At 53.7% G+C, this 23,996-nt stretch carries 26 protein-coding genes and 1 pseudogene; 2 read left to right on the top strand and 25 right to left on the bottom strand.

Features of this window, described 5'->3' with window-relative positions; genetic code table 11:
• Positions 1–88: 88 nt before the first annotated feature.
• The 6 genes from cysN to DZK26_RS05700 form a co-directional block, all read right to left on the bottom strand.
• Complete coding sequence (cysN, locus tag DZK26_RS05675) at positions 89–1,960, bottom strand: sulfate adenylyltransferase subunit CysN (RefSeq protein ID WP_116897800.1); 1,872 nt, start codon at positions 1,958–1,960, stop codon at positions 89–91.
• Positions 1,960–2,394, bottom strand: a complete 435-nt coding sequence (locus DZK26_RS14710) for a four helix bundle protein (protein ID WP_116897799.1) — start codon at positions 2,392–2,394, stop codon at positions 1,960–1,962. The genes cysN and DZK26_RS14710 overlap by 1 nt, the downstream gene beginning before the upstream one ends.
• Positions 2,395–2,466: 72 nt before the next feature.
• On the bottom strand, positions 2,467–2,730 hold the full coding sequence (gene brnA, locus DZK26_RS05685; protein ID WP_116897798.1) for a type II toxin-antitoxin system BrnA family antitoxin: 264 nt from the start codon (positions 2,728–2,730) through the stop codon (positions 2,467–2,469).
• On the bottom strand, positions 2,720–2,983 hold the full coding sequence (locus DZK26_RS05690) for a BrnT family toxin (protein WP_116897797.1): 264 nt from the start codon (positions 2,981–2,983) through the stop codon (positions 2,720–2,722). Before DZK26_RS05690 ends, brnA begins: the two co-directional genes overlap by 11 nt.
• 93 nt (positions 2,984–3,076) lie before the next feature.
• Positions 3,077–3,337: a type II toxin-antitoxin system RelE/ParE family toxin gene (locus DZK26_RS05695; protein WP_116897796.1), complete on the bottom strand. Its 261-nt coding sequence runs from the start codon at positions 3,335–3,337 to the stop codon at positions 3,077–3,079.
• Complete coding sequence (locus DZK26_RS05700) at positions 3,324–3,557, bottom strand: CopG family transcriptional regulator (RefSeq protein WP_116897795.1); 234 nt, start codon at positions 3,555–3,557, stop codon at positions 3,324–3,326. Before DZK26_RS05700 ends, DZK26_RS05695 begins: the two co-directional genes overlap by 14 nt.
• A 129-nt stretch (positions 3,558–3,686) precedes the next feature.
• Here DZK26_RS05700 and DZK26_RS05705 point away from each other — a divergent pair, with 129 nt between their 5' ends.
• Both DZK26_RS05705 and DZK26_RS05710 read left to right on the top strand, forming a co-directional pair.
• Positions 3,687–3,929, top strand: a complete 243-nt coding sequence (locus DZK26_RS05705) for a hypothetical protein (RefSeq protein ID WP_116897806.1) — start codon at positions 3,687–3,689, stop codon at positions 3,927–3,929.
• Entirely contained in the window at positions 3,907–4,347 is a 441-nt protein-coding gene (locus DZK26_RS05710; RefSeq protein WP_116897794.1) for a PIN domain-containing protein, read from the top strand. The genes DZK26_RS05705 and DZK26_RS05710 overlap by 23 nt, the downstream gene beginning before the upstream one ends.
• A gap of 98 nt (positions 4,348–4,445) precedes the next feature.
• Here DZK26_RS05710 and cysD (DZK26_RS05715) read toward each other — a convergent pair whose 3' ends face one another.
• The 19 genes and pseudogenes from cysD (DZK26_RS05715) to DZK26_RS14160 all read right to left on the bottom strand — a co-directional run bounded on the left by cysD (DZK26_RS05715) (position 4,446) and on the right by DZK26_RS14160 (position 23,993).
• Positions 4,446–5,369: a sulfate adenylyltransferase subunit CysD gene (gene cysD, locus DZK26_RS05715; protein ID WP_116897793.1), complete on the bottom strand. Its 924-nt coding sequence runs from the start codon at positions 5,367–5,369 to the stop codon at positions 4,446–4,448.
• 72 nt (positions 5,370–5,441) lie between these two features.
• The gene (locus tag DZK26_RS05720) at positions 5,442–6,509 is read right to left on the bottom strand and encodes an MraY family glycosyltransferase (RefSeq protein ID WP_116897792.1); all 1,068 of its coding nucleotides are present in this window, start codon (positions 6,507–6,509) and stop codon (positions 5,442–5,444) included.
• A 33-nt stretch (positions 6,510–6,542) separates the two neighbouring features.
• Positions 6,543–6,695 carry a hypothetical protein gene (locus tag DZK26_RS14290; RefSeq protein WP_181918335.1) on the bottom strand — a complete coding sequence of 51 codons (153 nt, stop codon included), beginning with the start codon at positions 6,693–6,695 and terminating at the stop codon, positions 6,543–6,545.
• 111 nt (positions 6,696–6,806) lie between these two features.
• Positions 6,807–7,007, bottom strand: a complete 201-nt coding sequence (locus DZK26_RS05725) for a hypothetical protein (RefSeq protein WP_147306628.1) — start codon at positions 7,005–7,007, stop codon at positions 6,807–6,809.
• 100 nt (positions 7,008–7,107) lie between these two features.
• Positions 7,108–7,431, bottom strand: coding sequence for a DUF4160 domain-containing protein (locus DZK26_RS05730; RefSeq protein WP_116897790.1), 324 nt, complete (start codon positions 7,429–7,431; stop codon positions 7,108–7,110).
• A gap of 3 nt (positions 7,432–7,434) precedes the next feature.
• Positions 7,435–7,980, bottom strand: a complete 546-nt coding sequence (cysD, locus tag DZK26_RS05735; RefSeq protein WP_258870843.1) for a sulfate adenylyltransferase subunit CysD — start codon at positions 7,978–7,980, stop codon at positions 7,435–7,437.
• Positions 7,961–8,134, bottom strand: a complete 174-nt coding sequence (locus tag DZK26_RS14535) for a phosphoadenosine phosphosulfate reductase family protein (protein WP_258870841.1) — start codon at positions 8,132–8,134, stop codon at positions 7,961–7,963. The genes cysD (DZK26_RS05735) and DZK26_RS14535 overlap by 20 nt, the downstream gene beginning before the upstream one ends.
• Before the next feature lie 145 nt (positions 8,135–8,279).
• Entirely contained in the window at positions 8,280–9,911 is a 1,632-nt protein-coding gene (locus DZK26_RS05740) for a hypothetical protein (RefSeq protein ID WP_147306627.1), read from the bottom strand.
• A gap of 392 nt (positions 9,912–10,303) precedes the next feature.
• Entirely contained in the window at positions 10,304–11,767 is a 1,464-nt protein-coding gene (locus tag DZK26_RS14150; protein WP_147306626.1) for a hypothetical protein, read from the bottom strand.
• A 547-nt stretch (positions 11,768–12,314) separates the two neighbouring features.
• Complete coding sequence (locus tag DZK26_RS05745) at positions 12,315–13,073, bottom strand: glycosyltransferase family 2 protein (protein ID WP_116897787.1); 759 nt, start codon at positions 13,071–13,073, stop codon at positions 12,315–12,317.
• Positions 13,074–13,887: 814 nt separating this feature from the next.
• Positions 13,888–14,805 carry an NAD(P)-dependent oxidoreductase gene (locus DZK26_RS05750; RefSeq protein ID WP_181918334.1) on the bottom strand — a complete coding sequence of 306 codons (918 nt, stop codon included), beginning with the start codon at positions 14,803–14,805 and terminating at the stop codon, positions 13,888–13,890.
• Positions 14,806–14,809: 4 nt separating this feature from the next.
• The gene (locus DZK26_RS05755) at positions 14,810–15,514 is read right to left on the bottom strand and encodes a phosphoadenylyl-sulfate reductase (RefSeq protein ID WP_116897785.1); all 705 of its coding nucleotides are present in this window, start codon (positions 15,512–15,514) and stop codon (positions 14,810–14,812) included.
• Positions 15,507–16,694 carry a glycosyltransferase family 4 protein gene (locus tag DZK26_RS05760; RefSeq protein WP_116897784.1) on the bottom strand — a complete coding sequence of 396 codons (1,188 nt, stop codon included), beginning with the start codon at positions 16,692–16,694 and terminating at the stop codon, positions 15,507–15,509. The genes DZK26_RS05755 and DZK26_RS05760 overlap by 8 nt, the downstream gene beginning before the upstream one ends.
• Positions 16,695–16,696: 2 nt before the next feature.
• The gene (locus tag DZK26_RS14715; RefSeq protein ID WP_116897783.1) at positions 16,697–17,869 is read right to left on the bottom strand and encodes a glycosyltransferase; all 1,173 of its coding nucleotides are present in this window, start codon (positions 17,867–17,869) and stop codon (positions 16,697–16,699) included.
• A gap of 634 nt (positions 17,870–18,503) precedes the next feature.
• Positions 18,504–18,932, bottom strand: a complete 429-nt coding sequence (tnpA, locus tag DZK26_RS05770; protein ID WP_116897782.1) for an IS200/IS605 family transposase — start codon at positions 18,930–18,932, stop codon at positions 18,504–18,506.
• A 152-nt stretch (positions 18,933–19,084) separates the two neighbouring features.
• Positions 19,085–20,419, bottom strand: a complete 1,335-nt coding sequence (locus DZK26_RS14155) for an O-antigen ligase (RefSeq protein ID WP_147306625.1) — start codon at positions 20,417–20,419, stop codon at positions 19,085–19,087.
• A 157-nt stretch (positions 20,420–20,576) separates the two neighbouring features.
• Positions 20,577–21,664: pseudogene (locus DZK26_RS05780) on the bottom strand (IS3 family transposase).
• Between the two features lie 537 nt (positions 21,665–22,201).
• A complete protein-coding gene (locus DZK26_RS05785; protein WP_116897780.1) occupies positions 22,202–23,278 on the bottom strand; it encodes a phosphotransferase family protein in 1,077 nt (358 codons plus the stop codon).
• 25 nt (positions 23,279–23,303) lie between these two features.
• Complete coding sequence (locus DZK26_RS14160) at positions 23,304–23,993, bottom strand: class I SAM-dependent methyltransferase (RefSeq protein WP_147306624.1); 690 nt, start codon at positions 23,991–23,993, stop codon at positions 23,304–23,306.
• Positions 23,994–23,996 lie beyond the last annotated feature (3 nt).

Genomic DNA, 23,996 nt, shown 5'->3' on the forward strand with positions numbered 1-23,996 from the left:
AACCCCGGCAGCCTTCGGAGCCACCCCGTAACGAAAAGTGTCTACGAAAGCGGGGTCAGTCCACCGGGACGACAAAATAACCAAACGATTAAACCCCCAACAACTCGATCACCTCATCGGCCAGTTCCTCGACATTCCGCCCCACCGTCTTCAACACCAACTCCGCATTTTCCGGCGCCTCGTACGGGGAACTGATGCCAGTGAAATTCGGAATCTCGCCGGCGCGGGCCTTGGCATACAAGCCCTTCACGTCACGCTCCTCGCAGACTTCCAGCGGCGTATCCACGAATACCTCCATGAACTCGTCGTCGTCGAAGCGCTCGCGCACCATTCGACGTTCGGAGCGGAACGGGGAGATGAAACTCACCAGCACGATCAGCCCGGCATCCGTCATCAAACGCGCCACCTCGCCGACGCGTCGGATGTTTTCCACGCGGTCGGCCTCGGTGAAGCCGAGATCGCGGTTGAGGCCGTGACGCACGTTGTCGCCGTCGAGCAGGTAAGTGTGATGGCCCAGCGCCATCAGCTTGCGTTCCACCTCGTTGGCGATGGTCGACTTGCCCGAACCCGAAAGACCGGTCAGCCACACACATTTCGGCTGCTGCACCTTGATGCGTGAACGTGCGGCCTTGTCGACTTCCAGCGACTGCCAGTGCACGTTCTGCGCCCGACGCAGCGCGTAGTCGATTACTCCGGCGCCCACCGTGGCGTTGGTCTGGCGATCGATCAGCACAAAGCTGCCCAATTCACGGCTCTTCTCGTAGGGTGCGAACGCGACGTTGCGGTCCAGGTCCAGATCCACGCGCGCCACCGCGTTGAGCTCGAGCTTACGCGCGGCGATATGGTCCTGGTTGTTGACGTCGACCTGGTACTTGATCTCGCCGACCTGTCCGCTGCATTCCAGAGTGCCGATACGAACCCGGTACGAACGATGCGGCATCAGCGGATGCTCGCCCATCCACAGCAAGTGCGCGCTGAACTGATCGGCCACTTCCAGCGGATCGTTCGATGCCACCAGCACGTCGCCGCGGCTGACGTCGACTTCGTCTTCCAGCGCCAGCACCACCGGCTGGCCGGCACGCGCCCCATCAACCTGTTCCGTACCCACATGCAGGGAGGCCACCCGCGATCGCTTGCCCGAGGGAACAACAGTCACCTCGTCTCCCACCGCCACCGGCCCGCCCAGCAGCGTGCCGGCAAAACCGCGAAAGTTCTGGTCGGGCCGGCACACCCACTGCACCGGCAGCCGAAACGCGCCTTCGGCCGGCACGTCCTCCTGTTCAGCGGCCCCCTCCAGCGCCTCGAGCAGCACCGGCCCCTCGTACCAGGGCATGCGATCGGAGCGCGAAATCATGTTGTCGCCCTCCAGCGCCGATACCGGAATGCAGCTCACCCGCTCGATGCCCAGCTCGGCAGCCAGTGCCCGGTAATCCGAGGCTATCGACTCGTACACATCGCGGTCGTAGTCGACCAGGTCCATCTTGTTGATGGCCAGTACGACATGCTCGATGCCCATCAGGCGACAGATCCAGGAGTGGCGCCGCGTCTGTGTCAGAACCCCCTTGCGCGCATCGATCAACACCACCGCCAGCCGCGACGTGGATGCACCGGTTGCCATGTTGCGCGTGTACTGCTCGTGCCCCGGGCAATCGGCCACGATGAACTTGGCCCGGTCGGTATCGAAAAATCGGTAGGCCACATCGATCGTGATGCCCTGCTCCCGCTCGGCCGACAGCCCGTCGACCAGCAGCGCAAAATCGATCTTCTCGCCCTGCGTCCCGTGCCGGCGGCTGTCGGCCTGCAGTGCCGAGAGCTGGTCGTCGAACAGCAGCTTGGAGTCATGCAGCAACCGCCCGATCAGCGTCGATTTGCCGTCGTCGACGGACCCGCAGGTGATGAAGCGAAGCAGCGGCTTGGTCTCATGTGAGGCCAGGTAGGTCTTGATGTCTGCTACGGCCATTACCGCGGCTCCGCAGCTGAGTGTGAAGTGTCAGGAGAGTGTGAAGTGTTCAGTGTGAAGTGTGAAGGATCCTCTTCCTTCACCTTTGCGCGTTGCTGTTGGGACAGGCTGTACAGCATGGATGATATTTCCTTTAACTCCATAATCAAAGAATTCGCGGCCTGGTCGGACACCATCTCGGCTCGGACCGCGATATACAACTGCGTTCGTAATTCAGCCGCCGAGCCGCGCGCAACATCCAGAAATCGTGCAAAGTCCCGAGGTGTACTTCGCTCAGCCCCTTCGGCAATGTTCGACGAGATAGAAATAGCAGCCCGAATCATCTGATCCCGCAACCCCCACTCTCGCGAGTCGCGAAGCAACGAGCAAATCTCCACAGCCACCCGACACCCCCGCTTCCAAACATCAAGATCCTCAAACGAAAAGTAACTCATACCCAGCCTTTACACTTCACACTTCACACTGAACACTTCACACTTTCCATTTCACACTTCACACTTAATTATTCACCCTTCAGCAATATCATCTTCCAAAGGTCTGTTAGCTGCCTCTTTTTGGAGCCGCTCTACGAGCCAGACTTTGATAATTGACTGACGTGTAACGCCAATTCGCGTAGCTTCACGATCCAGGGATTCCACGACCCACGCCGGAAAGTCAACATTGATGCGCTTGTGCTCCTGATTCACCCGACGAGCAGTGGACAGATCCAAATCTTCGAGGATGTCCTCCTTAGCCTCATCGAACTTTCTATCGAATTCTTCAGCTTTCATACAATTTCACCTCCAGCGCACGAGAACGCCTGACAGAAATCAGTCGAATGCGGTCATTTCTATACGTCACGACGGCCGACCAGTGCTTCCTGCCAATCCGACCTATAAGAAGGAACCTGTCTTCAGCCGCCGACCTTGCACGAATTTCAAGCAAATGCGGGTCTTGCCAGAGTTCCTGAGCAGACTGAAAGTCAATGCCGTGCTTCTGCAGATTGGCGCGGCTCTTATCCTCGTCAAACTCAAACTCGTGCATGAGTGTAAATTATATACTTTCTACTCAATTTTGTCACCCCGTAAAGTGCGTTTTCCCTTCACACTTCACACTTCACACTGAACACTTCCCTCTTCACCCCCTATAAACCCCCTTCCTGTGCCCCACCTTCACGACAGTCACCACCAACTCCTTGTCGCCTATCTCATAGAGAATCCGGTATTGCCCCTGCCTTAGCCGATACCGCTCCTGCCCCGAAAGCTTTTCGCAACCGACTGGACGGGGATCATCCCGAAGTGACTCGATCCTCTTGAGGATGCGTGCAACGTCTTTTCGGGGAATTGGGCGAAGATCCTTGGCAACCGATCCCTTGAAGACCAGACTATAATTTGCCATGCGCCTTGAGGTCATTCAGCAAGGTCTCATAGGTCATGGACGGCTCCGAAACCCGCTCCTCGAACGCTGCCAGGTCCTCCTGGTCCTCCGCCAGCGCTTCCCGTACCGCCTCGTTCACCAAATCCGAAAGGCTGCGATCGGTCTGGGCCGCCTTCAACCGCAACGCCGCATGCAACTGGGGATCAAAATAAACCGTAGACCGCTTCAATGCGTCACTCATAACCCACCTCCAGCCTCAACCTAGCATCAAAACGTTAAAGCGTCAAAACACCAGAATGTCGGGCGCGAGCCCCTTCACACTTCACACTTCACACTTTACACTAACCTCGTGTCCCACGAACTCCGTGCCATGAAAAACGTCACCATCACCCTCGACCCGGAAACCGCCCGCTGGGCCCGCATGGAAGCCGCCCGGCGCAATACCAGCGTCTCGCGCCTGGTCGGTGAAATGCTGGCCGAGTACCGCCAGCGGGAATCCCGAAGCAAACAGGCCGCCCAGCGCTTCTTCAGCCGGCCAGCTGCGCGCATATCTGGCCAAGGCGAATCCTATCCCGATCGAGCAAGCCTGTATGACCGACCTGTACTTCGTTGACACCAACATCCTGGTCTATGCCCGGGACACCGCGCATCCCGCCAAACACTCCCAGGCCCGAAACTGGCTCGAGCACCTCTGGAAAACTCGCACCGGGCGAATCAGTACCCAGGTGTTGAAGGAGTACTACCAGGTCGTCACCCGACGCCTGAAGCCAGGCCTGCCCAGAGAACAGGCCCGCGCAGACATCCACGACCTGTGGACCTGGGAACCCGTGGAAACCGACCAAGAAGTCTTCGAACAGGCCTGGTCTCTGGAAGACCGCCTCAACTACAACTGGTGGGATCTCCTGATCCTCGCCGCCGCCCAGAGAAGCAACTGCATCTACGTTCTATCCGAAGACCTCCAAAACGACCAAACCATCGACAACCTCAAAATCCTCAACCCCTTCACCACAACAATCAACGACCAAACCTGAAATCACCGCCACAACTCCGCAACGCCCCTTCACACTTCACACTTCACACTTCACACTTCACACTTAACACTTCCCACTTCACACTGAACACTTCACACTCAGAAGTATCCCTCAATCTTCTTCTTCTCCATCGAATCCGCCGGATCCTTGTCGATCACCCGCCCCTGCCGTTCGGAGGTAGTGGCGACAAGCATCTCGCTGATGATCGCCTCCAGGGTATCGGCCTGCGATTCAATGGCGCCGGTCAGCGGGTAGCAGCCGAGGGTACGGAAGCGCACGGTTCGTGTTTGAACTTCACCGGGCTCGACCGGCAGGCGGTCGTCGTCGACCATGATCAGCGCGCCGTCGCGTTCGACCACAGGACGGGGCTTGGCGAAGTACAGCGACGGCACCTCGATGCCCTCGCGATAGATGTAGAGCCAGATATCGAGCTCGGTCCAGTTCGACAGCGGGAACACCCGCACACTCTCGCCGCGCTCGATGCGGCCGTTGTAGTGGTTCCACAGCTCCGGGCGCTGATTCTTTGGATCCCACTGGTGGCGATGGTTACGGAAGGAAAACACCCGCTCCTTGGCGCGCGACTTCTCCTCGTCGCGCCGGGCCCCGCCGATGGCGGCATCCACCTGGTACTTTTTCAGCGCCTGTTTCAGCGCCTGGGTCTTCATCACGTCGGTGTGAACCGAAGCGCCGTGGGTCACCGGCCCGATGCCCTGCTCCAGGCCCTCGGGATTGGTGTAGGCGATCAGCCGGCAGCCGGTCTCCTTGGCCCGCTGATTGCGAAACTCGATCATCTCGCGAAACTTCCAGCCGGTATCCACATGCAGCAAGGCAATCGGTGGCGGCGCCGGATAAAACGCCTTGACCAGCAAGTGCAGCAGCACCGAAGAATCCTTGCCCACCGAATACAGCATCACCGGATGCTGAAACTGCGCCGCCACCTCACGAATGATATGTATCGCCTCAGCCTCCAAAGCATCAAGATGCGACAACTCAGGAACAGAGTCTTTTTGCTTAGCTTCCATCACCTCAATCCAATTTCCCACAACCACGAAGGACGTCGTAGCCTTCACACTTCACACTTCACACTTCACACTTCACCCCCTCTTCAAAAACCGCATAACCCGCCAGGCCCGCACCGAACACAAATACTGCAACACGAACAACGGAATCAGCCCCACGAACAGCCAGTACTCCGGCCACCCCTGCCGCCAGCCATAAAGCCCGATTCCACCCAATACCGCCATCACGCCCATCAGCGACCACACCGTCCAGGTCACCGAAAACCCCGAGCGCAACAGCACATGGTGCAAATGCTCACGGTCGGCCGAAAACGGGCTGCGCCCCTTGGCGATTCGCCGGATATAGAGCGTGAGCACATCCAGCACCGGCAGCACCAGAATCCAGGCAATCGTCACGGGGTAAATCGACACCTGCTCGAGCTGGCTGAGATACACCGCCAGCCAGGCCAGGGCAAAACCCAGCATCATGCTGCCCGAGTCCCCCATGAACACGGTCGCATAGCGCCGTCCCGGCACACGCAAATTGAAACACAGAAAAGCAACCACTGACGCCAGCAGCACCCCGGTTACGCCCACGAAGGAACGACTGGCCTCACCCAGAATGCCGGCGATCAGCAGCATCAGCAGCGCCACTGCGCTCAAACCCCCGGCCAGGCCGTCGGTACCGTCAGCCATGTTGATCCCGTTGATCAGGATCAGCGTGCACAACACCGTAAACGGGATGGCCCACTCGCCCACCTCGATCGGCTTGACGGCCACCAGGTTACCCAAAGAGTGGATCTGAACCTCGCCCCAGGAAACCATCAGCACCGCCGCCACCACCTGGGCGAAGAGTTTGGCGCTGGCCGAAATATCGATCAGGTCGTCGATCACCCCGATCATCAGCATCAGCCCCATGCCCACCAAAAGGCTGGCATAAGGCCGCAGGCCCTCGTCGACCATCATCAGGCCGGCGGCAAAGCCGCCGAACATGGCCAGCCCGCCGATCAGCGGCACCACACAGGCATGGCGCTTGCGCCCACCGGGCCGGTCGACCAGCCCAATGTGTTCTGCCGGCCGCCGCAACACCGGCACCAGAAACAGCGCCAGAAAAAAAGCGGCCAACATGGCCGCCGTGGATTGGTAACTCAAAGGCCCCAACATGACTTTCTCCCGATTACCCCACGGTCACTCAGGTCAGATGACGACAATCATAACACCGAGACCCGGCTCGATCCGGGGCATGCCGGCCACTGCACCCTTGGCATCCAGTTCCCGCACCCGGAAAAGCACTTGCTGGTTCTCGCCCAAGGTAAAGGTTGCGACAAGATGACGCAGATCTTTCCCCAACCGAACAAAACCTCCCGCAACGTCACTTTTATTCGCTGGCCTTCGTCACGGCCGCGCCGAAATACCTGCACGCGCACCCAACCGTCCCGGTCCTCCTTTCGGCGGGTACACTCAACCGCCATACCCCCGCGGCACATCGAACCACCCGACATTCTCACTCTGCGCGGTCACATTGTCCCCACCCAGCGCCGCCATCGGAACATATTGCACGTTCTCGAAATTCAGCTTGTTGGCAAATTCCCGATACTCGGCCTCGATGGCCGCAAAGTGCGCCTGATCGAAATCCACCAGATCCATCTTGTTCACCGCCACGATGACCTGCCGAATGGACTTCCCACCAACCTGGGGTTTTATGCAAACAAAATTAATCTCCAACGAAAGATTTTATCTGCAATATCCAGACAACCAGATGTTAGTACAATGGCGAAATCCTGAACGGCTCCTCGCCTGAAGTAATTAATCGCCAATTGGCTTCCAGTTCATCCTTGCGAAGCTCCATCCACGCAATGACGAGCCTAGTCTGCTTTTGCGGCAACTCCCCTTTGATGAGGCAACATTTTCGAAAATCGAATGCAGCCTCGTTGTCTTTGTAATAGGCTGTAATCAAGGGCACCGAGTCCTTTGCAACGCTCCGCATCATTTTGACGATAACGCCATAATACATACTGACAGTTACGAGACTTCTCCTCTCATCACTAAAACTAACCGTCAAAAACTCGATATTTAGTTTTCTCATGATTTAAAAATATCCTTCAATCTTTTTCTGCTCCATGGATGCCCCGGGATCCTTGTCGATTGCCCCACCATGCCTCTCCGAGTGCCGAACGGCGATCGTCTCCTCGATCACTTCCAGCAAGGTCGTGGCATTCACTTCACCGCCCCGGTCAGCGGCCAGCAGCCGAGGGTCCTGAAGCGCACCATCCGCTTCTCGGGCCTTTCGCCTTCCTCGAACGGGAAATCGTTGCTCATCGTGTACCATCATGAGCATGCCATCGCGCTCGACCACCGTCCGCTCAGCGGCAAAGAAAAGCGGCACCATCGGAATGTCTTCGGAATAGATGTACTGCCAGACATCGAGCTCGGTCCAGTTTGACAGCGGAAAGACGCGAATGGACTCGCCTTTGTGTACACGACCGTTGTAGACATTCCACAGCTCGGGACGCTGGCTCTTAGGATCCCAGCGATGCTTGCGGTCACGGAACGAAAACACGCGCTCCTTTGCGCGCGAACCTTCCTCGTCCCGACGCGCCCCACCGAAAGCTGCATCAAAACTGTACTGATTCAGCGCCTGCTTTAAAAGCTTGCGTCTTTATGATGCCGGTGTGCACCTTCGAACCATGCGTGAACGGACACACGCCTTGCTCAACACCTTCCTGGTTGACGTGCACATTCAGGCCCATCCCAAGCTCTTCAGCGATGCTAACGCGGAATTCATACATCGCCTTGAATTTTTACAAAGAAACCCAAATAGCTCAAAGCACCCCAATGACTTAATTGGTTAGAGCGGTCGTAGAATATAACCCCAACCGCACAGCGAAGTTGAAGATTCAGGCGCACGAGAATAACACTAAGCCAAGCCCGGTATCACAGCATTTCGTAGGCTACACCGCCCTCGCTTTCCAGCACCTTGCGGGCCAGGAAGGACCATGGACTACCCTTTTTGCGCAACTCAATCAACTCGCCCTCGGACGCAACCGAGATAAGTTGTGGGGTGCCAGCTATCGTGCCGCGAGAGCGACGTTCCCGCACGCGAAATAGGATTTCCTGATCCTCCCCCAGAGAAAAAGTGACAGAGAGGTCATGGAGCGCCCGATCGGGCTGAACAAAAAGCTCGCGCATGGTCACTGCCTTTCGCTGAGTATCCTCACGATGACGGCGAAACACCTGAAGTCTCACCCAGCCCTTCTGACCTCGCGTACCCACAGGAACCCTTAAGCGCCAAAGGCCCGCTGGGTGCCTGAACCACCCCGAATTTATCAGCCAAGGACGCTGATCGGGCTTCATTTCCAAGACAGCACCGGAAGGTCCAGCCCGGTGCTGAATTAGCCGTGCATCCTGCCCGACCAGAGATTCGATGGGACGCTCGATTACATCAGGCGAAGCACTAGAACTCCTTACCTGCACCGCTTCGGTAACAATCTCGTTCGACAAATGCACGAAAACGGCCAGAAAGCCAGGGCCCATTTTCCACAGCGAACGCACACTCACGTCCCCTCGAATCATTACGGGTTGCGGAACGGCAAAGTACCGGGCACGAAAATAATCAAATGCATGGTCAGCAAAAATCACCCAACGCCTTTCGGGATCATCTAGCTCAACCTTTAAGTCCTCAATAAGAGAAAAGACATCCCCATCAACCTCTGTCAGCCTTTTTTCAACAGAGCTCAATCCGCCATATTGCAGTACCGCCCCGTAATGCCGCTGCCACAACGTCACCTGCCAACCCAGATCAAGCAGCAACCAACCGAGGCCGGAGGCAATGCCTATGCCTAAGAGGGCCCGATGCGGGTTCAGTTTGCCACTATACGTCATCCAGAGGCAAGCCAACAAGGCCATCAGCAGGATCCAAGCTACCACCACCGGTACCGGAGACAGCTCAAGCGGCGTCCATTCCGGCCGGTTTAGGTTGATGCTGCGCTGTTTCCAACCGTCCAGGTCGACTAGGCTGCGCATTAGCAAACCCTGCAGCTCCAGAAACGAAGGACGCGCAAGATGAACCGTAGCGGACTTTATACTCACGCCCGGGCCCAATCCGCCCAGCGCGCCAACAACCACATGTCGCACTTTGCCGCCGCCGAGACGAAGCTGATGGCCAGAGACCCGGGCAACCCCTTCTTCGATCCACTTAGCCGGCGCCGTTTCCGGCTGAGTGATGTTCTCGGCCTGGTCAACACCCAGGCTGAGAGAGTGTGCGTTAACCCTTTGGCTAAATATCACTTCCAGGAACCCAAACTCCTTGGCCGATAGCGATACGGGCAATGCCGCTGCGGCCACAGTTTGCGCCTTATTGCCCGGCCGCGTGATCAGGAATCTATCTCCGGTCAGCGCCCCCTCACCGCTCACCATCCACCACGCTTGGTTGGGAATCTCGATAGGAGACATCATGTCGCGAACATGCTTTCCCGAAAGCAGCAAAAGGCAGTAGCCGCCCCACAAGACCAGCGCACTAAATATGCCAGCAATCAAAATAATTTCAAAGATAGAACGAAGACTCACTAATACTCCTCCGGAGCACCAAATTCAGTAAAACCACGTTGACCGCTTCTTTATAACCGCGCCCTCTGGACCGTGGGATTTCTCAATACTATGGGCCAATGATTCCAGCCGAAGGGCGAGCGGTGGGCAACCCATCTGCCCTTTGTCTGCGTCAGACGTAGAGTTTAGGCAAGAGGCAAACAACTGTATCGGAGTGACGCCGTCCGGAACCGCGTTCGGCCTCTCATGTGGAATCCCCTGTTGCTCCAGTATAAAAATACTCCACTTCTGAGCAACACCAATCTTGGGAGCGATTACTCTCAAATTACACGGTGCGGTCAAGCCGTGTTGCAATTCAGGCTTGAACCCAAGGTGCGCATAGCTAAAGGACGGTCATCATACGGCAGACAAATTCAGGCTCCCCGACAACGAGACAGCTGAAACAGCTTTTCCAAGGTGAGTGCGCAAAAGAACGACGCAGTCGGAGTTATATGAAGCAATATTCGATTAACGCTAGTACCGTCAACAACGCTTTGGGAAAAATCTGTAAAAACACAGATGCCAGCGAAGACTGCACCACTCAAGCTCAAAATCATAGTTACTCTAAAATATGCCACGTCTGGATATGAAAAAATGGAGATAGCCAAACCTGCAATATATAAAACCGTAAAAAAATACCAAAATAAATGCCAGTTACTATATATGTATAAATGCTTGAGAATTGAAAAAAGAGACTCATAGCTCGGCGGAAATACGAGCGCCACGCCTCCAGCAATTCCAAGCCTTCCTTCATTTCCCAGCCATTGCCCGGAGGGCCCAAGGGCATAGTAGTAGACTAACAAAACAATCACGCTGATAACACCAACAATCAAAAGCACTCTAGCTCGATCTATTTTTAACCAAATATTAGAAATAGCCATAGACAAACAAATTACTCCGACCCAGAGTATGCCATGCTCCTTCAGCATCAACATGCCCAAGCATCCAGCTATGACTGGCACGAAAATGCTTGCACTCTGACGCCATTTGTATTTTAAATAGATCAATCCTGAAATCACTAAGAACAAAACACTGATCCAAATATCAGCGTAACCTGCGAGTACCGCGTGGGTGGAAACGAAAGGCATTGACAGAAACGCATACGTCGTCATTAGCGCGATAGTCAAACGGACTTTCCCAAGCCTACTGAATCCAAATAAGAGGAGCCCCGTACATATCCATACAATGGGCCATCCAGCATTCATCAAGGAGTCATTCCAATCCCCAATATTCTGAACAAACCAAAGCCAAATAAGCCCTAACCCAGAAGGATGTGTAGTTTCCCCAGTCCAATAAATCTCATCCGCCAAGAAGAACGGCCCAGTGAATGCATCAAACCGATCTGGAAAAGAAAACCACACTTTTGCCTCGATCGCATACCCCCGCCAAGCGTCCCATGGAAACAGGGGGCGCAAAAGCACTTCTGATAAAACGCCTATTGCCCGCACCGCGAGCAAAGACAGGATTAGATACACTAGCCATTTGCATGTACGATCAAAAGCAGATATGAACTGCTGCAATCCATAACTGGAATGCTCACGATTAAAAGGGCGGCTGTCTTTCTTTATCCGGTGGAAACTAAGCGCGAGGAAGACAAACATAAGACAAATCTGCAGAACAATGTTGCTAGACAGATACAGTCCCTCTCCTGCATAGCCTAAAATATAGTATCCAAGCATGATCCATGTAAGGCCAATCGGGAAGGCCATGCCTATTATTGCGGGCCAGTAGCCAACATGGCGAATATGCCAAAACCCAAACAGGAAGAGCAGGCCTACGACCCATGGTATCGCAACCGCTACCAGTAAACTTGGGAAAGAAGCGATCAATGAATTCATTGCTTTAATACTAAAGTGAAAAGGTTAGGTTCAACCTAACGTCATAACTTCTTCTCGCGCTAGGACCTCGCAGCGTTTTCCAGGCGGCCGTTTTCCTTTTTCGATATTTAGAGTTACGCCAGGCTGCTACGAATTATCGAGCGTACGAGCTCGTAATCCTTGATGAACTTCTGCCAGCCGTGCGCGGTATGTTGGCTGACTTGACGGGAAAGCTTACGCATGCTGCTCGAGTTCAGCCACCTACAGGCCATCGTTCATGGAAACCTTATTCTGGAAATGGAGCAGCATTCCGACATCATCCACCGCATCATCGAATTGGAGCGTAAAGGACCTAGACGGCAAAGATCGCCAGCTCCACGTCGAAGAAAGCCTGACACCCACAGACTTGGAAAATATCCAGTCCGGTTCACCACCGTGCTTTACCGAACTAGGCGAATGCGTAGTCGCAGTTTGCCTCGAGCTTCGGAAGATCAGGTATTTCATGAAATTTGAATTCTGAATACTATTTCCTGAAACCCGTTGATCCAGGACCTGGAACCCGGAGCTCCTACTTTCTATTCCAAAACTGCCCCAACTTGGAAAGATTCTTCCACGCCAATGCTCCGTATCCCCCCAGCGCTCCAACTCCAGTTTCCTGCAGTGCTCTCAAATCCTCCTGAGACTTCCTGATGATATTGCCGATGGATTTATTGCTGGCGCCCCCGACCCGCATCTTCACTAATACCTTCGGAATATAAACGGCACGAAAATCAGGGTGTCCAAACAATCGAAGCATATGGTGGTAATCGGCGGCAATTGAATAGCTCGTATCAAACCTGCCGATGCGATCGTACCACTCGCGGCGCACATAGAGAGTAGGATGGGGTGGCATCCAGCCCCACTTGAGACGCTGAAGGCTAAACGGGCGTGGTTGCCAATAACGGACTACGCGATCGGTTTCGTCAGGGTGTACATACTGTAAGTCGCCGTACACAGCGCTGACTGATGGATTGGTGAAAGATCGAGCTATGCGAGAAAGCGTTGACGCTGATGCTAGAACGTCGTCCGCATGTAGGAAGCCGATAACATCTCCGCTCGCCAAGTTGATGCCCTTGTTTAGCGCGTCGTAGATGCCCTCATCAGGCTCGCTGATGATCGTGTCGATATGGCTTTCTCGACGACGCAGTAAATCGAGTGTACCGTCTTTGCTTGCACCATCAATCACAATCCGTTCTATATCGGGCCCATCTTGGGCGTCGATTGAGTTCAAGCAGTCCTGGATCGTTCCCAGAGCATTGAATGTAACAGTAACGATTGAGATCTTCACAGAGATAAAGCAACGCCTGTCGGGTTCGAATGCGGTGGCATTAGGTAATATAGTGGCGCTCGATGGCACTGCAACACTGATTCAATAATCGTGACCAGATCCCGATTCTAGCGCTCCCAGCCCAGCTTGTCGGTGACTAATTGATTTTCGGCAAGCGGGACCGCGGAATCACCTTTCCGAATAGTAATTGATATTTGGTTAGCAAGGTGCAGAATGGAACTCCCGCGATCCAAAGATATTTCGGTTCCTTACGATCAGGCCTGACAATAGGCCTTGTGGGGTTAATCCCGACAAATTCGTCACGGCGGCGATGAAGTACGCCGCCTCGCGATGGCAGGTCCAAAACTCGTCGACCAGCCGTTTCACGCGAGCGTCCCCCGCCGCAGATAGTGGTCGAGCACGTTGACCCAGTTCATCGGACAGAGTGCAACAGCAGGGCGGAGAATTCTCGCGCCGCTGCGTTGGGGTATAGGAGATATCAGCTAGCAGCTGATACGGGCGAGTGGCACGGATATGCGCCTTGCACTCTTCCAAGTTCCTGCGAAGTTTCCCTTGATAACGAGGATACGCGCGCCAGGTGGCTGCCATGTCATGAGCTAGTGGTTGAATCATCGGTTTCGGTACGCTCGTAATTTTCTGCACGTCGCAGCCAAACAACGACGAGATGATGCCTCAGGACACTGCGTTCGTATGGACCACTCGGAGTCCAACCAACCAAACACCCAATCCAGCAATCACAGGCGCGATCTGACCGGCGTGTCCAAGCCCGTGGCGGGACACCGCGACATATGCCCGGCGGTCAGAAACCGTCGGCTCAGGAAAGCCGAATCTGTTCGAGCATCTCCGGTAGCACGTCACTGAATTGCCGGTCGCCCGGCGGCAACAACCCATGAACCGCTGTCGGCTCTACGCGGAGATCCCGCAGTCGTGCCTGCTGATTCGTATGGATGAACTCCACCGTGGCATCGTACTCGCGCAAGACCCCCACTGCCTCATTAACGGTGGCGTTGGTCTCGACGACATCGTGCACGCCCGACTCCACTTCACCAAGAATCGCCTTGGTCACCGCGTGTGCGAGCGCGTCCACGTGAACCACCGGCCGCGCCTGCTCGCCGCTGCCGTGCACGTGCAGCGCTCGCCCAAGCGCCGCGTCCAGAACGAATCGATTCACGAACGTGTCAAAACGCGCCACCGGGTTGAGCCCGTAGACGGTACCGGCCCGAAGTATCACAGTCGCGCGCTGCGCAGAGAGCCTTTGGACGTGGCGCTCACCCGCGAGCTTCGAGGAGCCGTAGGCGTTGGCCGGCATCGGCTCGGTGGTCACGTCCGCGATCCCATCCGGAAAGCCATAGACGGCCCCACTGCTTACGTAAACCATGCGGGGCACCCCACCGTCCTCGACGGCGTAGCAGGCCTCCGCAGTACCCCAGTGATTCACTTGATCGAAGGCGTGAGGATTGTCATTGTTGAACGGTGACGGGGCAAGCGCTGCCAGATGACACACGCAGTCCGCCCCTTGCACTGCCCGCTGCATGCCGCGCCCGTTCAGGATCTCGTCCACCGTGACCCGGACCTTGCGGCGCCCGCGCGGTTTGTCCGCAAGCAACAGCCCGTAATTCCGGCGCGCAAAGTTATCGTAGACGAGTATTTCATCGACCTCGGGCCTACCGGCGAGGACATTCAGCACACTCCAGCCGACGTAGCCCGCCGCACCGGTAATCATGACTTTCATCGACTCAATCCTCCTCGTCTGTGCCCAGGTCCGTGTGCAAGCCGCACTCGGTCTTTGATTGCCCACTCCAACGCCCGTCACGATCATCGGCCATGGCACTGATTGGACGCGTGCACGGCATACAGCCAATACTTAGATACCCTTGCTGCTGCAGCGGGTGCTCCGGGAGGTCGTGGGCTTCTCGATACGCATAGATTTCCCGTGCGGTCCAATCGAGCATGGGGTGATACCGCACGATCCCATGCGGCCCCTCCTGCTCCTTGGCAAAACCCGACCGCACCGCACTCTGGTCGGCGCGCACCCCACTCATCCAGATATCGTAGGCTCGCAGGTAAGGTGCCAGTGGCTCCACTTTATTCAGTGCACAACACTTGTCGGTGTCCGCGGCAAACAACAGGCGGCCGTCAGCCGTACGCTGCTGGGATTTCGGCACGGACGGACGGACGTTTATCACTTCGAGACCCAGCTGCTCAGCAACAGCATCACGAAACGTCAACGTCTCAGGGAACAGATAACCGGTATCCAGGAAGACCACTGGAATACCCGCTCCGTGCCGCGAGACGATGTGCAGCAATGGCAGACTCTGAGTCTGGAACGATGAGCTAACGAAGATTCTCTTTCCCTCGGCACGAAACGCCGACAGGCGCTCCAAAACCACCGCCGCCTTCCGTTCAGCGGCATTCAAAGCCAGCTCTTTCCACTCACTCATCCATACTCCGCTTGCGTCGCGTACTGCGGTCCCGGCGCAGCTGCCAGTCAGTCAGTACCTGTTTATAGAAATCCGCCGTGTCTTTCGCCACCTGATCGACACTGAAGTTCTCGATCGCAACCTCCCTGGCACGCTCACCGAAGCGATGACGCAACCGCGCGTCTTCGAGAAGCGTCCCAATGCGTTTCGCCAGCCCATCGTGATCGCCAACGGGCACGACAAACCCGTTTTCGCCATCGACAAGCTGCCGGGGCACGTCGCCTACATCCGTCGACACCACAGGTCTTCCCATCGCCATCGCCTCCCAGACCGAAACAGGCGACGACTCCGCCTGCGAGCTACAGACATAGACGTCCAGGCGCGCGAGCAGCGGGCGGACATCCGTGCGAGCCCCGACGAAAGACACCCGCTCCAGGTCGAGCTCCCGAACCAAAGCGATTAGGCGGCGATGATAACCGCGCTGGCGATCGTAGACCGGTCCGACGATGAGCACATGCGGCTCGTGGCCCCGGTCCCGCAGGGATGCAGCGGCGCGGATCAGCGTCTCGAGGCCCTTGATCGGACTCACGTTGGCAACGGTTCCGATGATAGGCGCCGTGTCCGAGACCGGAAGGTCGGGGTCACTCGGATAACTCTGACCCGGGTCGAACTCTGCCGAGTCCACTGTCGCTGGAATCACGGCCCGTGGGCGTTCGGTCCCAATCGCATCCCCGTAGTACTCCTGGGAACGGTGAGAAGCAAAGATAAACCCGCTTGCCAGCGGCTGAACCAGCCGGAACAGTCGACGCACCCAGCCGGGCATCGCCGTGTCGTTTAGATGCCAGACCGCCGGCACACCCGCGAGCCTCGCGGCAATCACTGCCTTGTATTGCCAACTGCCGCCGGAGGCGTGCACGAGGTCGATACCCTCTTGCCGAAAAAGGCGCGCGAGGCGCGCTACCTCTATTGGTGAAAACAGAACAAAAGCAATTGCGGCACGGCACTCTTTAGTGATCCGCGTAAGCGGCAATTTGCAATACCGCACGCCAAAACCTTCGCACATTCCTTGAAACCTGCCAGCATTCGCATTCGGCATGACGATAAGAGTCGTTACCAGTCCGGAGAGCGCCTTAGCCACCCGAACCATGCGCACTTGTGGGCCGCCCAGCTTGCCTTCCTCTATTACGTTGGCGACGCGCATATTCAAATCGTTGTGCCAAGGGCTGTTTCTATGTCTAACAACAGATTTCGATTCAACGAGCTCCAGCTGCGGTGCTTGACATTCCTTCGCATATTTGAAAGGAGCGTCTTGTGCCGGTCCCGATCCTGACAAGCGCTTATGGCTTCGGTAATCGCTCGGCTAAAACTTTCATAGCCATAACGCGCAACGAACCCGGTTTCACCATGGCGTATTAGTGTCCGAACGCCTTGACCGTCGGTCGCAACGGGGACCAATCCTTGGCTCATGTATTCAACCACCTTAATTGGATATGAATAACGGTAGTTCAGCACATGGGGCGCAATTGCGCATAAGCCGATATTACCGGACCTCAAAATTTCGAGAACCTTATCATGTTCAATCCACCCGTGCCGGACGATTCGCAGCCCACGACGAAATGCCTCTTCGCGAACTGACTCAATAGCGTCCACGGCACGATAATCTTCACTACCCATTAGGTGAAGACAGCCAGGCGGCCCATCATAGCTGCGCGCCCAGCTTGCGATTAGCCTACTTCCACGCTGCGCCTCCAAGGGACCAGCATAGCAAAAAACCATTTGCCTATTGGTCGGTTCACGCGTTTCCCGCACCGGAAGCTCCTGAATGCCCGGCCCTCCGCTTAAAACAAGCCGACACCTCCGGCGCGGCACCGGCAAGTGAGAAAGGATACCCGGGTGCATCCCGATGACCCAGACATCAGCCCAATACAACATCCGCGATAGGGCTAGGCGCCACATTCCGTATTTCAAGAGCCGTCGCAGGCCACCGGACCGGCTCCACGTTAAAGACGGATGGTCATAAAGATCATAAATCCACCGGCATTGAACCAGAAGTCGACATAAAAACCCCGCGACCATTGGCCGCGGCGCATAGACTGTGTGAACTACAAGATCACCATCCGCGGCAAGTCGCTGAGCCAATCTAAGACATGTCCGCAGCATCGAAAGCCAACGGCCAACCACATGCACCTCGCACACCTTTTCCCGCAGCGCAGCGGGAAGCGGGCTCGTCGTAACGACATACAGCGGATACGCCTCCGCCAACGCCAAAACACGCTGATAGCGGATTTGATTTACAGTGTTTCTGACGTCACCAATAACAAGAATTGTAGAGCGAGAGGCCTTAGAATACATTATCTGTCCACAGCTAGTTTTCATTTACGGTAAATAGTTCTCCACGATGCTTGCTTACCGTATAAGATCGTTGGATTACTCCTCGGAATAACTGAATACATGAATAAAACTGCAAATGTTAACTTGTTCAGCGCTCTCTCCAACCGACCTCAATTTTGATTTTTATTCAGATAATGGAACAGTTATAGGATCCATCAAATTTATAGATCTACGTCGGTATAAGTGAACTATCCATGTACCTCAGACATCGTACCGAGCCTTTTTACAGCGGTACCATCCGACAGGCTACGTTAGTCAGTCAACGGCAATTGAACCAACAGGCGAACACGGCGACGCAACCCCCAAGAGTTTGCCAGCAATGAATTGATAGGTGACATGGATAACGTTCTTTACGTTGTGCACATTGGTCTTCGCCCAAGCCAACCCCGCTTTAACTACGCTGGTCGTGCCACCGAGGCTGACAATGCTACATCGGAGATAGTCTGAATCATGGATCGAAGGTGCGGCAGTCTGTCGGAGGGAACTTTTGACTACGCCCACAGTATTTGCTTCGCCAGCAGTCGATGAAGTCCCTGCAACGTTTTGTCAACGACCACCGGCTAAAGCCGGTGGCTTGCTGTTACGGCTAAAAGCCGGATCGATCGGCCGTTCGGCCGATTTACACCACCTCGAAGTCATCATCCGGCTCGGGTGGCTGTTGATTCTTGATGTACTCCTTCCACACGTCGTCGGTCACGTTGCCGCTCGTCGCCACCCAATAGCCCCGAGCCCATAGGTGCTGGCCCCAGTATCGCTTCTTCAGGCTCCGAAACTCCGATAACAGCTTGTGGGAACTCTTACCCTTGAGATGCTGAACTGCTCGAGACACCGACAGCTGTGGGGGAATACCGATCGGCATATGCACGTGGTCCCGATTGATCGAACCCGCGTAGATGATCATTTCCTTACTCATCGCAATACCACGTAGGAGTTCACGGCACCTCAGTCCAACGTCACTGCCGAGAACCTGATAGCGGCACTTGGTCGTCCAGAGCAGGTGGTATTTGCAATCCCAAACCGTGTGGCTACCGCGCTTGTAGTCCTCCATCGCTTCACATTACCATCCATCGCCTAAAGGCGAGGGATTTACGGATCCCCTATCGGGGACTTTAAAAAGGACGGCAAGCTGCTCCTTTTCTTAGACTGACCGATATTCAGATTCACATTGCATCCTATTTCGGTAATAGGAATCCGACACTGTCAGCTCCGCTTTTCACAGGCTGAGAAAGCTACGCAATTGGATACATGCTTAAGATAATTATCGTACTCATTATGTATGAATGCCAGCATTATAATTACGGGCGTCAAAAGCCAAGGCGTAGCGCCCCCCGTTCCGAAAGACAGTGGAACCAAGAAGAGCATGGCGAGAATTATTGCCATGGCAGCAGTAATTTTACCTTTTCGCGTATTTGATCTTCCCAAAAATATTCCTTTTCTAATCGATTTGTACAACGCATAGATATATAGGCCCAACACTGCAACACCATGCTCCGTTACCAGTTGCAAAGCCCAATTGTGCACTGATCCGAAATTCATCTCTGGACTAAGCCACGATCTATATGATATGGGAATATTGTTGTCCGCCAATGCTTCATAAAACTGTCCACTACCGACGCCAAACGCCAGAATTTCAGCATTTGACAGCAGATTCATTGACGCTGAGTACTGTTCTAACCTAGAAGAAATCGCGGTAAACTCTAACCCAAAATAAACGAACCTATTCAACCCCGGAATAAAATCTACGCTTACAAATAAACTCGCACTTGCAACTGCTAGAATTACGCTAGTTGTTACCACAGCAAATCTCTGCGCCCTAAGCCTCTTTCCCTGCATCATCCAATACCAAAACAGCGCCATATGCGTGATACAGATTCCGATTACACCACTACGTGAAAGTGATAACGCAGCAACAGATATTGACATTACACTGAAGGCAAACGCACCCCAAAAGGGAATCTTAGGGTTAAAAAAGAGCGCATACCCCAAAAGTATCGACGAATAAATCATCAGGACTTGGGCAAACATATTTGGATTTGTAAACGTTCCGGTAACCCTTATACCTCCGGACTCGGACCGATTCACACCCTGCGAAAGATTTTCACCAAAATATGTTGCAACTACACCAATGTTCTGTTCTGTCAGAAACTGAACGACTGCTAAGGTGACTAAAATGAATGTAACAAAAAAAGCGGCAAGAAGTAAATTTGAATAATTTATAAAATTGAGCTTGAAGAGGTATCTTGCACTCAAATAAAGTCCAATTGAAAAGACAACGTAAAACGAACGTGATAGCGATTCAGTTGGATCTATACCTCGCAGGGCTAGTATCAAAATAAGAATCTGGGCTAGAAGAAATGCGTATTCTTCCTTCCGCCTGATAATACGTCTCGGCCGTGCAAGCCAGATTCCAGCCAAAACTAAGCTTAAGACAGAAAATGGCACGTCCGGAGTAGTTATCGTGACGCCGTATACCCTGGCTGTAAGCGGCGATATAGCTGCGAAGATGATGCTGAAGAATAGGGCTTTAATAATCAAGGCTATCTGAAATTATGGGCGCTTTTAAAACTTTATTTTGCGTCTTTTGATATCTAAAACTTGTCCGTTAAGCAATCTTTGGGGATTTTAAGAAGTCATCTTTTTCAAAGCGCGGTGGGGTAATCCCCCCGTTATTGGTGCGCTTCAGAAGTAGAGCCTAGGCCACAAGGGCCGACTTCTGTTTCGGGGTGATGCCACCCAGGGCCATATTGGGCCTTTCGTGATTGGAGGTCCAGAGCCAACGCGTTGCATGCTCTCTGACTTGATCAATCGTTCTGAAAAGATACTGATTGAGCCAATCGTATCGATCCATCCGGTTGTACCACTCGTCATAGGCGTTCTGCTGCGCCTTTCAAGGCTCGATGTGCTGGATGCTGATCTGGTGCTTCTCGGCCCAGGTTCTCAGCGCATCGCTGATGTACTCCGGGCCGTTGTCACGACGAAGCAGTATGGGCTTTCCGCGCCATTCGATGATCTGATCCAGGCTCCGAATAACCCGCTCGGAGGGCAATGAGAAGTCGGCCTCGATGCCGAGCTCTTCGCGGTTGTAGTCGTCGATCACGTTGAGCAAGCGGTAGGGACGGCCGCATTCTAGGCTGTCATGCAAGAAATCCATCGACCAGGTCCCGTTCATCGCAGTCGGCACGGCCAGCCGCTCCGGTACTTCCCGAATGATCCGCTTCTTCGGTTTGATCCGCAGGTTCAGCTCCAAGTCCCGGTAGATCCGGCAAACACGCTTGTGATTCCATCGGAAACCTTTGACGTTACGCAGAAACAAAAAGCACAGCCCGAAGCCCCAGTTCTTCTGGTTGTGGGGCAATCGGACTAGCCAGTCGGCAATCTCGGAATTCTCCCCGAACAGCTTCGGCTCGTACCGATAGCAGTTCTGGCTGATGAATAGCGCATCACAGGCCAGACGAATGCTGATGCCGCGGCACTCAACCGCTTCCTTGACAATCTCTCGACGTCGAGATGGCCTTAGAACTTTCCCTCGATCACCCCTTGGCGAATCTCGCCCTTGATCCGCTCTTCGGCGTACATCTTCTTCAGCCGGCGGTTCTCGGCCCCGAGCTCCTTGAGCCGGCAGATCATGGAGGCATCCATGCCGCCGAATTTGGCTCGCAATTTGTAAAACGTAGCGCTGCTAATGCCGTGCTCGCGTCAAACGCCCGGCACCGACGTAAAGGCCTCTGCCTGCTTGAGAATGCTCAGAAACTGGTGCTGGCTAAAGCGTGATTTTCGCATGTGGAATCTCCTGTTGCTCCATTATGAGAATATTCCACTTCTGAGCGTAACCAATTTCCGTGGGGACCGTCGCGCCACTGACTGATTGTTGATCAGCGAATCTATCATGTTTGCGCCAGCACACGCCCAAGCAGTAGTCACAGAAACTGTCGTTGAAGCCCTCGACAAAGAGTTTTGCATCGGCTTGTCCGGCCGAATGAAGTGCAGCTTTATAGTTCTTTCGCGAGCCTAGCCAATATCTTGTAAAGTCCGAAAGTCGGATCTGGGAGGTGAATAAGAGCTCTAAGTCAACTCGCGACAAATAGCGAGTTTCGCTTTAGCATCGATATCGACAACCCTGGCCAAAGACTACACTCAGGGTTTATCCATGTCGACTGCTTTAGCCGACCTTGGTTCTCTTACGACAATACTTAACCTCCGCGATCCAGATTGCCTAATCGAAACACGCAAATCCGACCGCTACATCTTTTCTAAAAGCAATACCAACGGCAAGGTACACTGTGTATTGTTCGTGAGCACCTCTTTTGGCAATTACCTTTAAAGCCGAGGTTCATTCATTCTTTTAATATACGGCTTGGCAATATTATAGAGATCTTCATTTTGCGTCATTTTTCTAAATTGTCGAGATGGATTGCGCAGAATTTTAAAAATGATATATATCAAGATCATTTCATCCTGGCCTAAATTCCGGTCCAACTCATAAATTTTATTAGTTAGATGTTGGTAACGAATGGCCAGTTGATCGGATACAAGTTTACCTTGAATTCCATCTTCCTCGTGAAGGAGCAAACTTACGAGATCATAGAAAATAGGTCTGTGGCAGACGGTTTCCAAATCAATGATTGTAATGCCGTCCATTTCAACAATTATATTTTTTCCGTGCAGATCGCCGTGACAAGGATAAAAAGGGCATTTGGTCAGCCTTGGAATAAGGCTATTCTTGCGCTCAAGGAGCTCATTCTCAAGGACCGGCGGAAGCGGCAACTCGAGAATCTCTTTAAAAAGACCTCTGAAGAATTGTCTACTCTTGAATGAAGGGAAGTTCGACTTAGCGAACCGCTCGTACTTTTCAATAACACTATTCAATACTCTTAACTGACTAGCCACCGCTAGGTCGCAGAAAGCAACACCGCTCAACAAAGGTTCAATAAGACCGTCTCCAAGTCGATTGGGCCTCACATCCACCACAGGCACAATCGCCGATAGCTTCTCTTTGTTTTTTAATAGAGCCTGGCTATCGCTCTCGTTAAAAAAAACCGTTTGAACGGCCTGACTTGAACAATCAAATATTTTTACGCTTCTTGACGCGGTGATAAGTAGTTGTGTCCCAGTTCCATGGCCTTTTTTCGAGACGCATGTCAAAAAAGGTGGAATTACCAGGTACATCATCTGTATCAATTTTTTTATTGCAATGTTGTGCTTAGGATCTATCTTGTAACCTTTGGACTTTCTTAGGCTATCTAACTGGCCAGACTTTATACGAAATGCAATGTTGCCATTAAATCCATACCAACCGGGAGACATTAATGCGTCGTTGGCAACTAGGGCTCTTTTTAGAATCTTCTTCTGCTTGTGTATTTTAAACAGCTTACTTAAAAGTTTCGAATAAAGCATCCCTGGCTACCAAATTCTCACTCTATCAAGGAGAACAGGCAAATAGTGGACGCATAATTTTATCTTCATGCGCAAGCGACTCCCCTATCTTCCTTATATCGGTAAAGCCTGCTTCAGCAAGATAGTCGTGCAAATTAGCCTCCAGATCTCCCTTTAGAAAGTCCAATTTCGAAACCCACCAATGACTCAGCTCTTCCGGCCCCCCGATATCAAATAAAAAACGTTTCTTTGTTATTTTCCGGCAAGCTTTAAGATATTCCAACCCTCCCATTCGGCCCTCTTCTTTAATTATATGGTGAACCAAGGAAAAACAAACTACGATATCAAATGTTGGAAGCCTTTCAATTGTAGTTGGCGTAAACGCTCCCGCCACGAAACCGTAGCCCTTCTCTCCCTGCAATTCAGCATAAGCACTCCCCAGCCTTAAACTGCTTCTCTCTATGTCAAGACCTATTGAGAACAGATTACATTGGATGCAGGCATTCCTCACGAACCATCCTTGTGCGCAACCGATATCAACGAGGTTTTGTGCACCGCAGGATTCAATCTCAGACTTAACATGCCGCCATCGTGACTGAAACGCCTCCGTCGGGCGACCGCCGGACGCTGCCTTATCCTCACCCAACGGCTGGTAGGAGTTCTTGGTTGAAACATAGGCGCGCAAGGCGGTCGTCCAAATAGACTTTTTTAGTCTTCGATAAGTGGCTTTTAGCATTAC

This window comes from Wenzhouxiangella sp. 15190 (assembly GCF_003417465.1).
Classification (GTDB): domain Bacteria; phylum Pseudomonadota; class Gammaproteobacteria; order Xanthomonadales; family Wenzhouxiangellaceae; genus Wenzhouxiangella.

Bases quoted from the DNA above. Each gene is read 5' to 3' on its own strand.
- cysN (WP_116897800.1), bottom strand. From the start codon at position 1,960: ATGGCCGTAGCAGACATCAAGACCTACCTGGCCTCACATGAGACCAAG.
- DZK26_RS14710 (WP_116897799.1), bottom strand. From the start codon at position 2,394: ATGAGTTACTTTTCGTTTGAGGATCTTGATGTTTGGAAGCGGGGGTGT.
- brnA (WP_116897798.1), bottom strand. From the start codon at position 2,730: ATGAAAGCTGAAGAATTCGATAGAAAGTTCGATGAGGCTAAGGAGGAC.
- DZK26_RS05690 (WP_116897797.1), bottom strand. From the start codon at position 2,983: ATGCACGAGTTTGAGTTTGACGAGGATAAGAGCCGCGCCAATCTGCAG.
- DZK26_RS05695 (WP_116897796.1), bottom strand. From the start codon at position 3,337: ATGGCAAATTATAGTCTGGTCTTCAAGGGATCGGTTGCCAAGGATCTT.
- DZK26_RS05700 (WP_116897795.1), bottom strand. From the start codon at position 3,557: ATGAGTGACGCATTGAAGCGGTCTACGGTTTATTTTGATCCCCAGTTG.
- DZK26_RS05705 (WP_116897806.1), top strand. From the start codon at position 3,687: ATGAAAAACGTCACCATCACCCTCGACCCGGAAACCGCCCGCTGGGCC.
- DZK26_RS05710 (WP_116897794.1), top strand. From the start codon at position 3,907: ATGACCGACCTGTACTTCGTTGACACCAACATCCTGGTCTATGCCCGG.
- cysD (WP_116897793.1), bottom strand. From the start codon at position 5,369: ATGGAAGCTAAGCAAAAAGACTCTGTTCCTGAGTTGTCGCATCTTGAT.
- DZK26_RS05720 (WP_116897792.1), bottom strand. From the start codon at position 6,509: ATGTTGGGGCCTTTGAGTTACCAATCCACGGCGGCCATGTTGGCCGCT.
- DZK26_RS05730 (WP_116897790.1), bottom strand. From the start codon at position 7,431: ATGAGAAAACTAAATATCGAGTTTTTGACGGTTAGTTTTAGTGATGAG.
- DZK26_RS14535 (WP_258870841.1), bottom strand. From the start codon at position 8,134: ATGTATGAATTCCGCGTTAGCATCGCTGAAGAGCTTGGGATGGGCCTG.
- DZK26_RS14150 (WP_147306626.1), bottom strand. From the start codon at position 11,767: ATGAATTCATTGATCGCTTCTTTCCCAAGTTTACTGGTAGCGGTTGCG.
- DZK26_RS05750 (WP_181918334.1), bottom strand. From the start codon at position 14,805: ATGAAAGTCATGATTACCGGTGCGGCGGGCTACGTCGGCTGGAGTGTG.
- DZK26_RS05755 (WP_116897785.1), bottom strand. From the start codon at position 15,514: ATGAGTGAGTGGAAAGAGCTGGCTTTGAATGCCGCTGAACGGAAGGCG.
- DZK26_RS05760 (WP_116897784.1), bottom strand. From the start codon at position 16,694: ATGCGCGTCGCCAACGTAATAGAGGAAGGCAAGCTGGGCGGCCCACAA.
- DZK26_RS14715 (WP_116897783.1), bottom strand. From the start codon at position 17,869: ATGAAAACTAGCTGTGGACAGATAATGTATTCTAAGGCCTCTCGCTCT.
- tnpA (WP_116897782.1), bottom strand. From the start codon at position 18,932: ATGGAGGACTACAAGCGCGGTAGCCACACGGTTTGGGATTGCAAATAC.
- DZK26_RS05785 (WP_116897780.1), bottom strand. From the start codon at position 23,278: ATGCTTTATTCGAAACTTTTAAGTAAGCTGTTTAAAATACACAAGCAG.
- DZK26_RS14160 (WP_147306624.1), bottom strand. From the start codon at position 23,993: ATGCTAAAAGCCACTTATCGAAGACTAAAAAAGTCTATTTGGACGACC.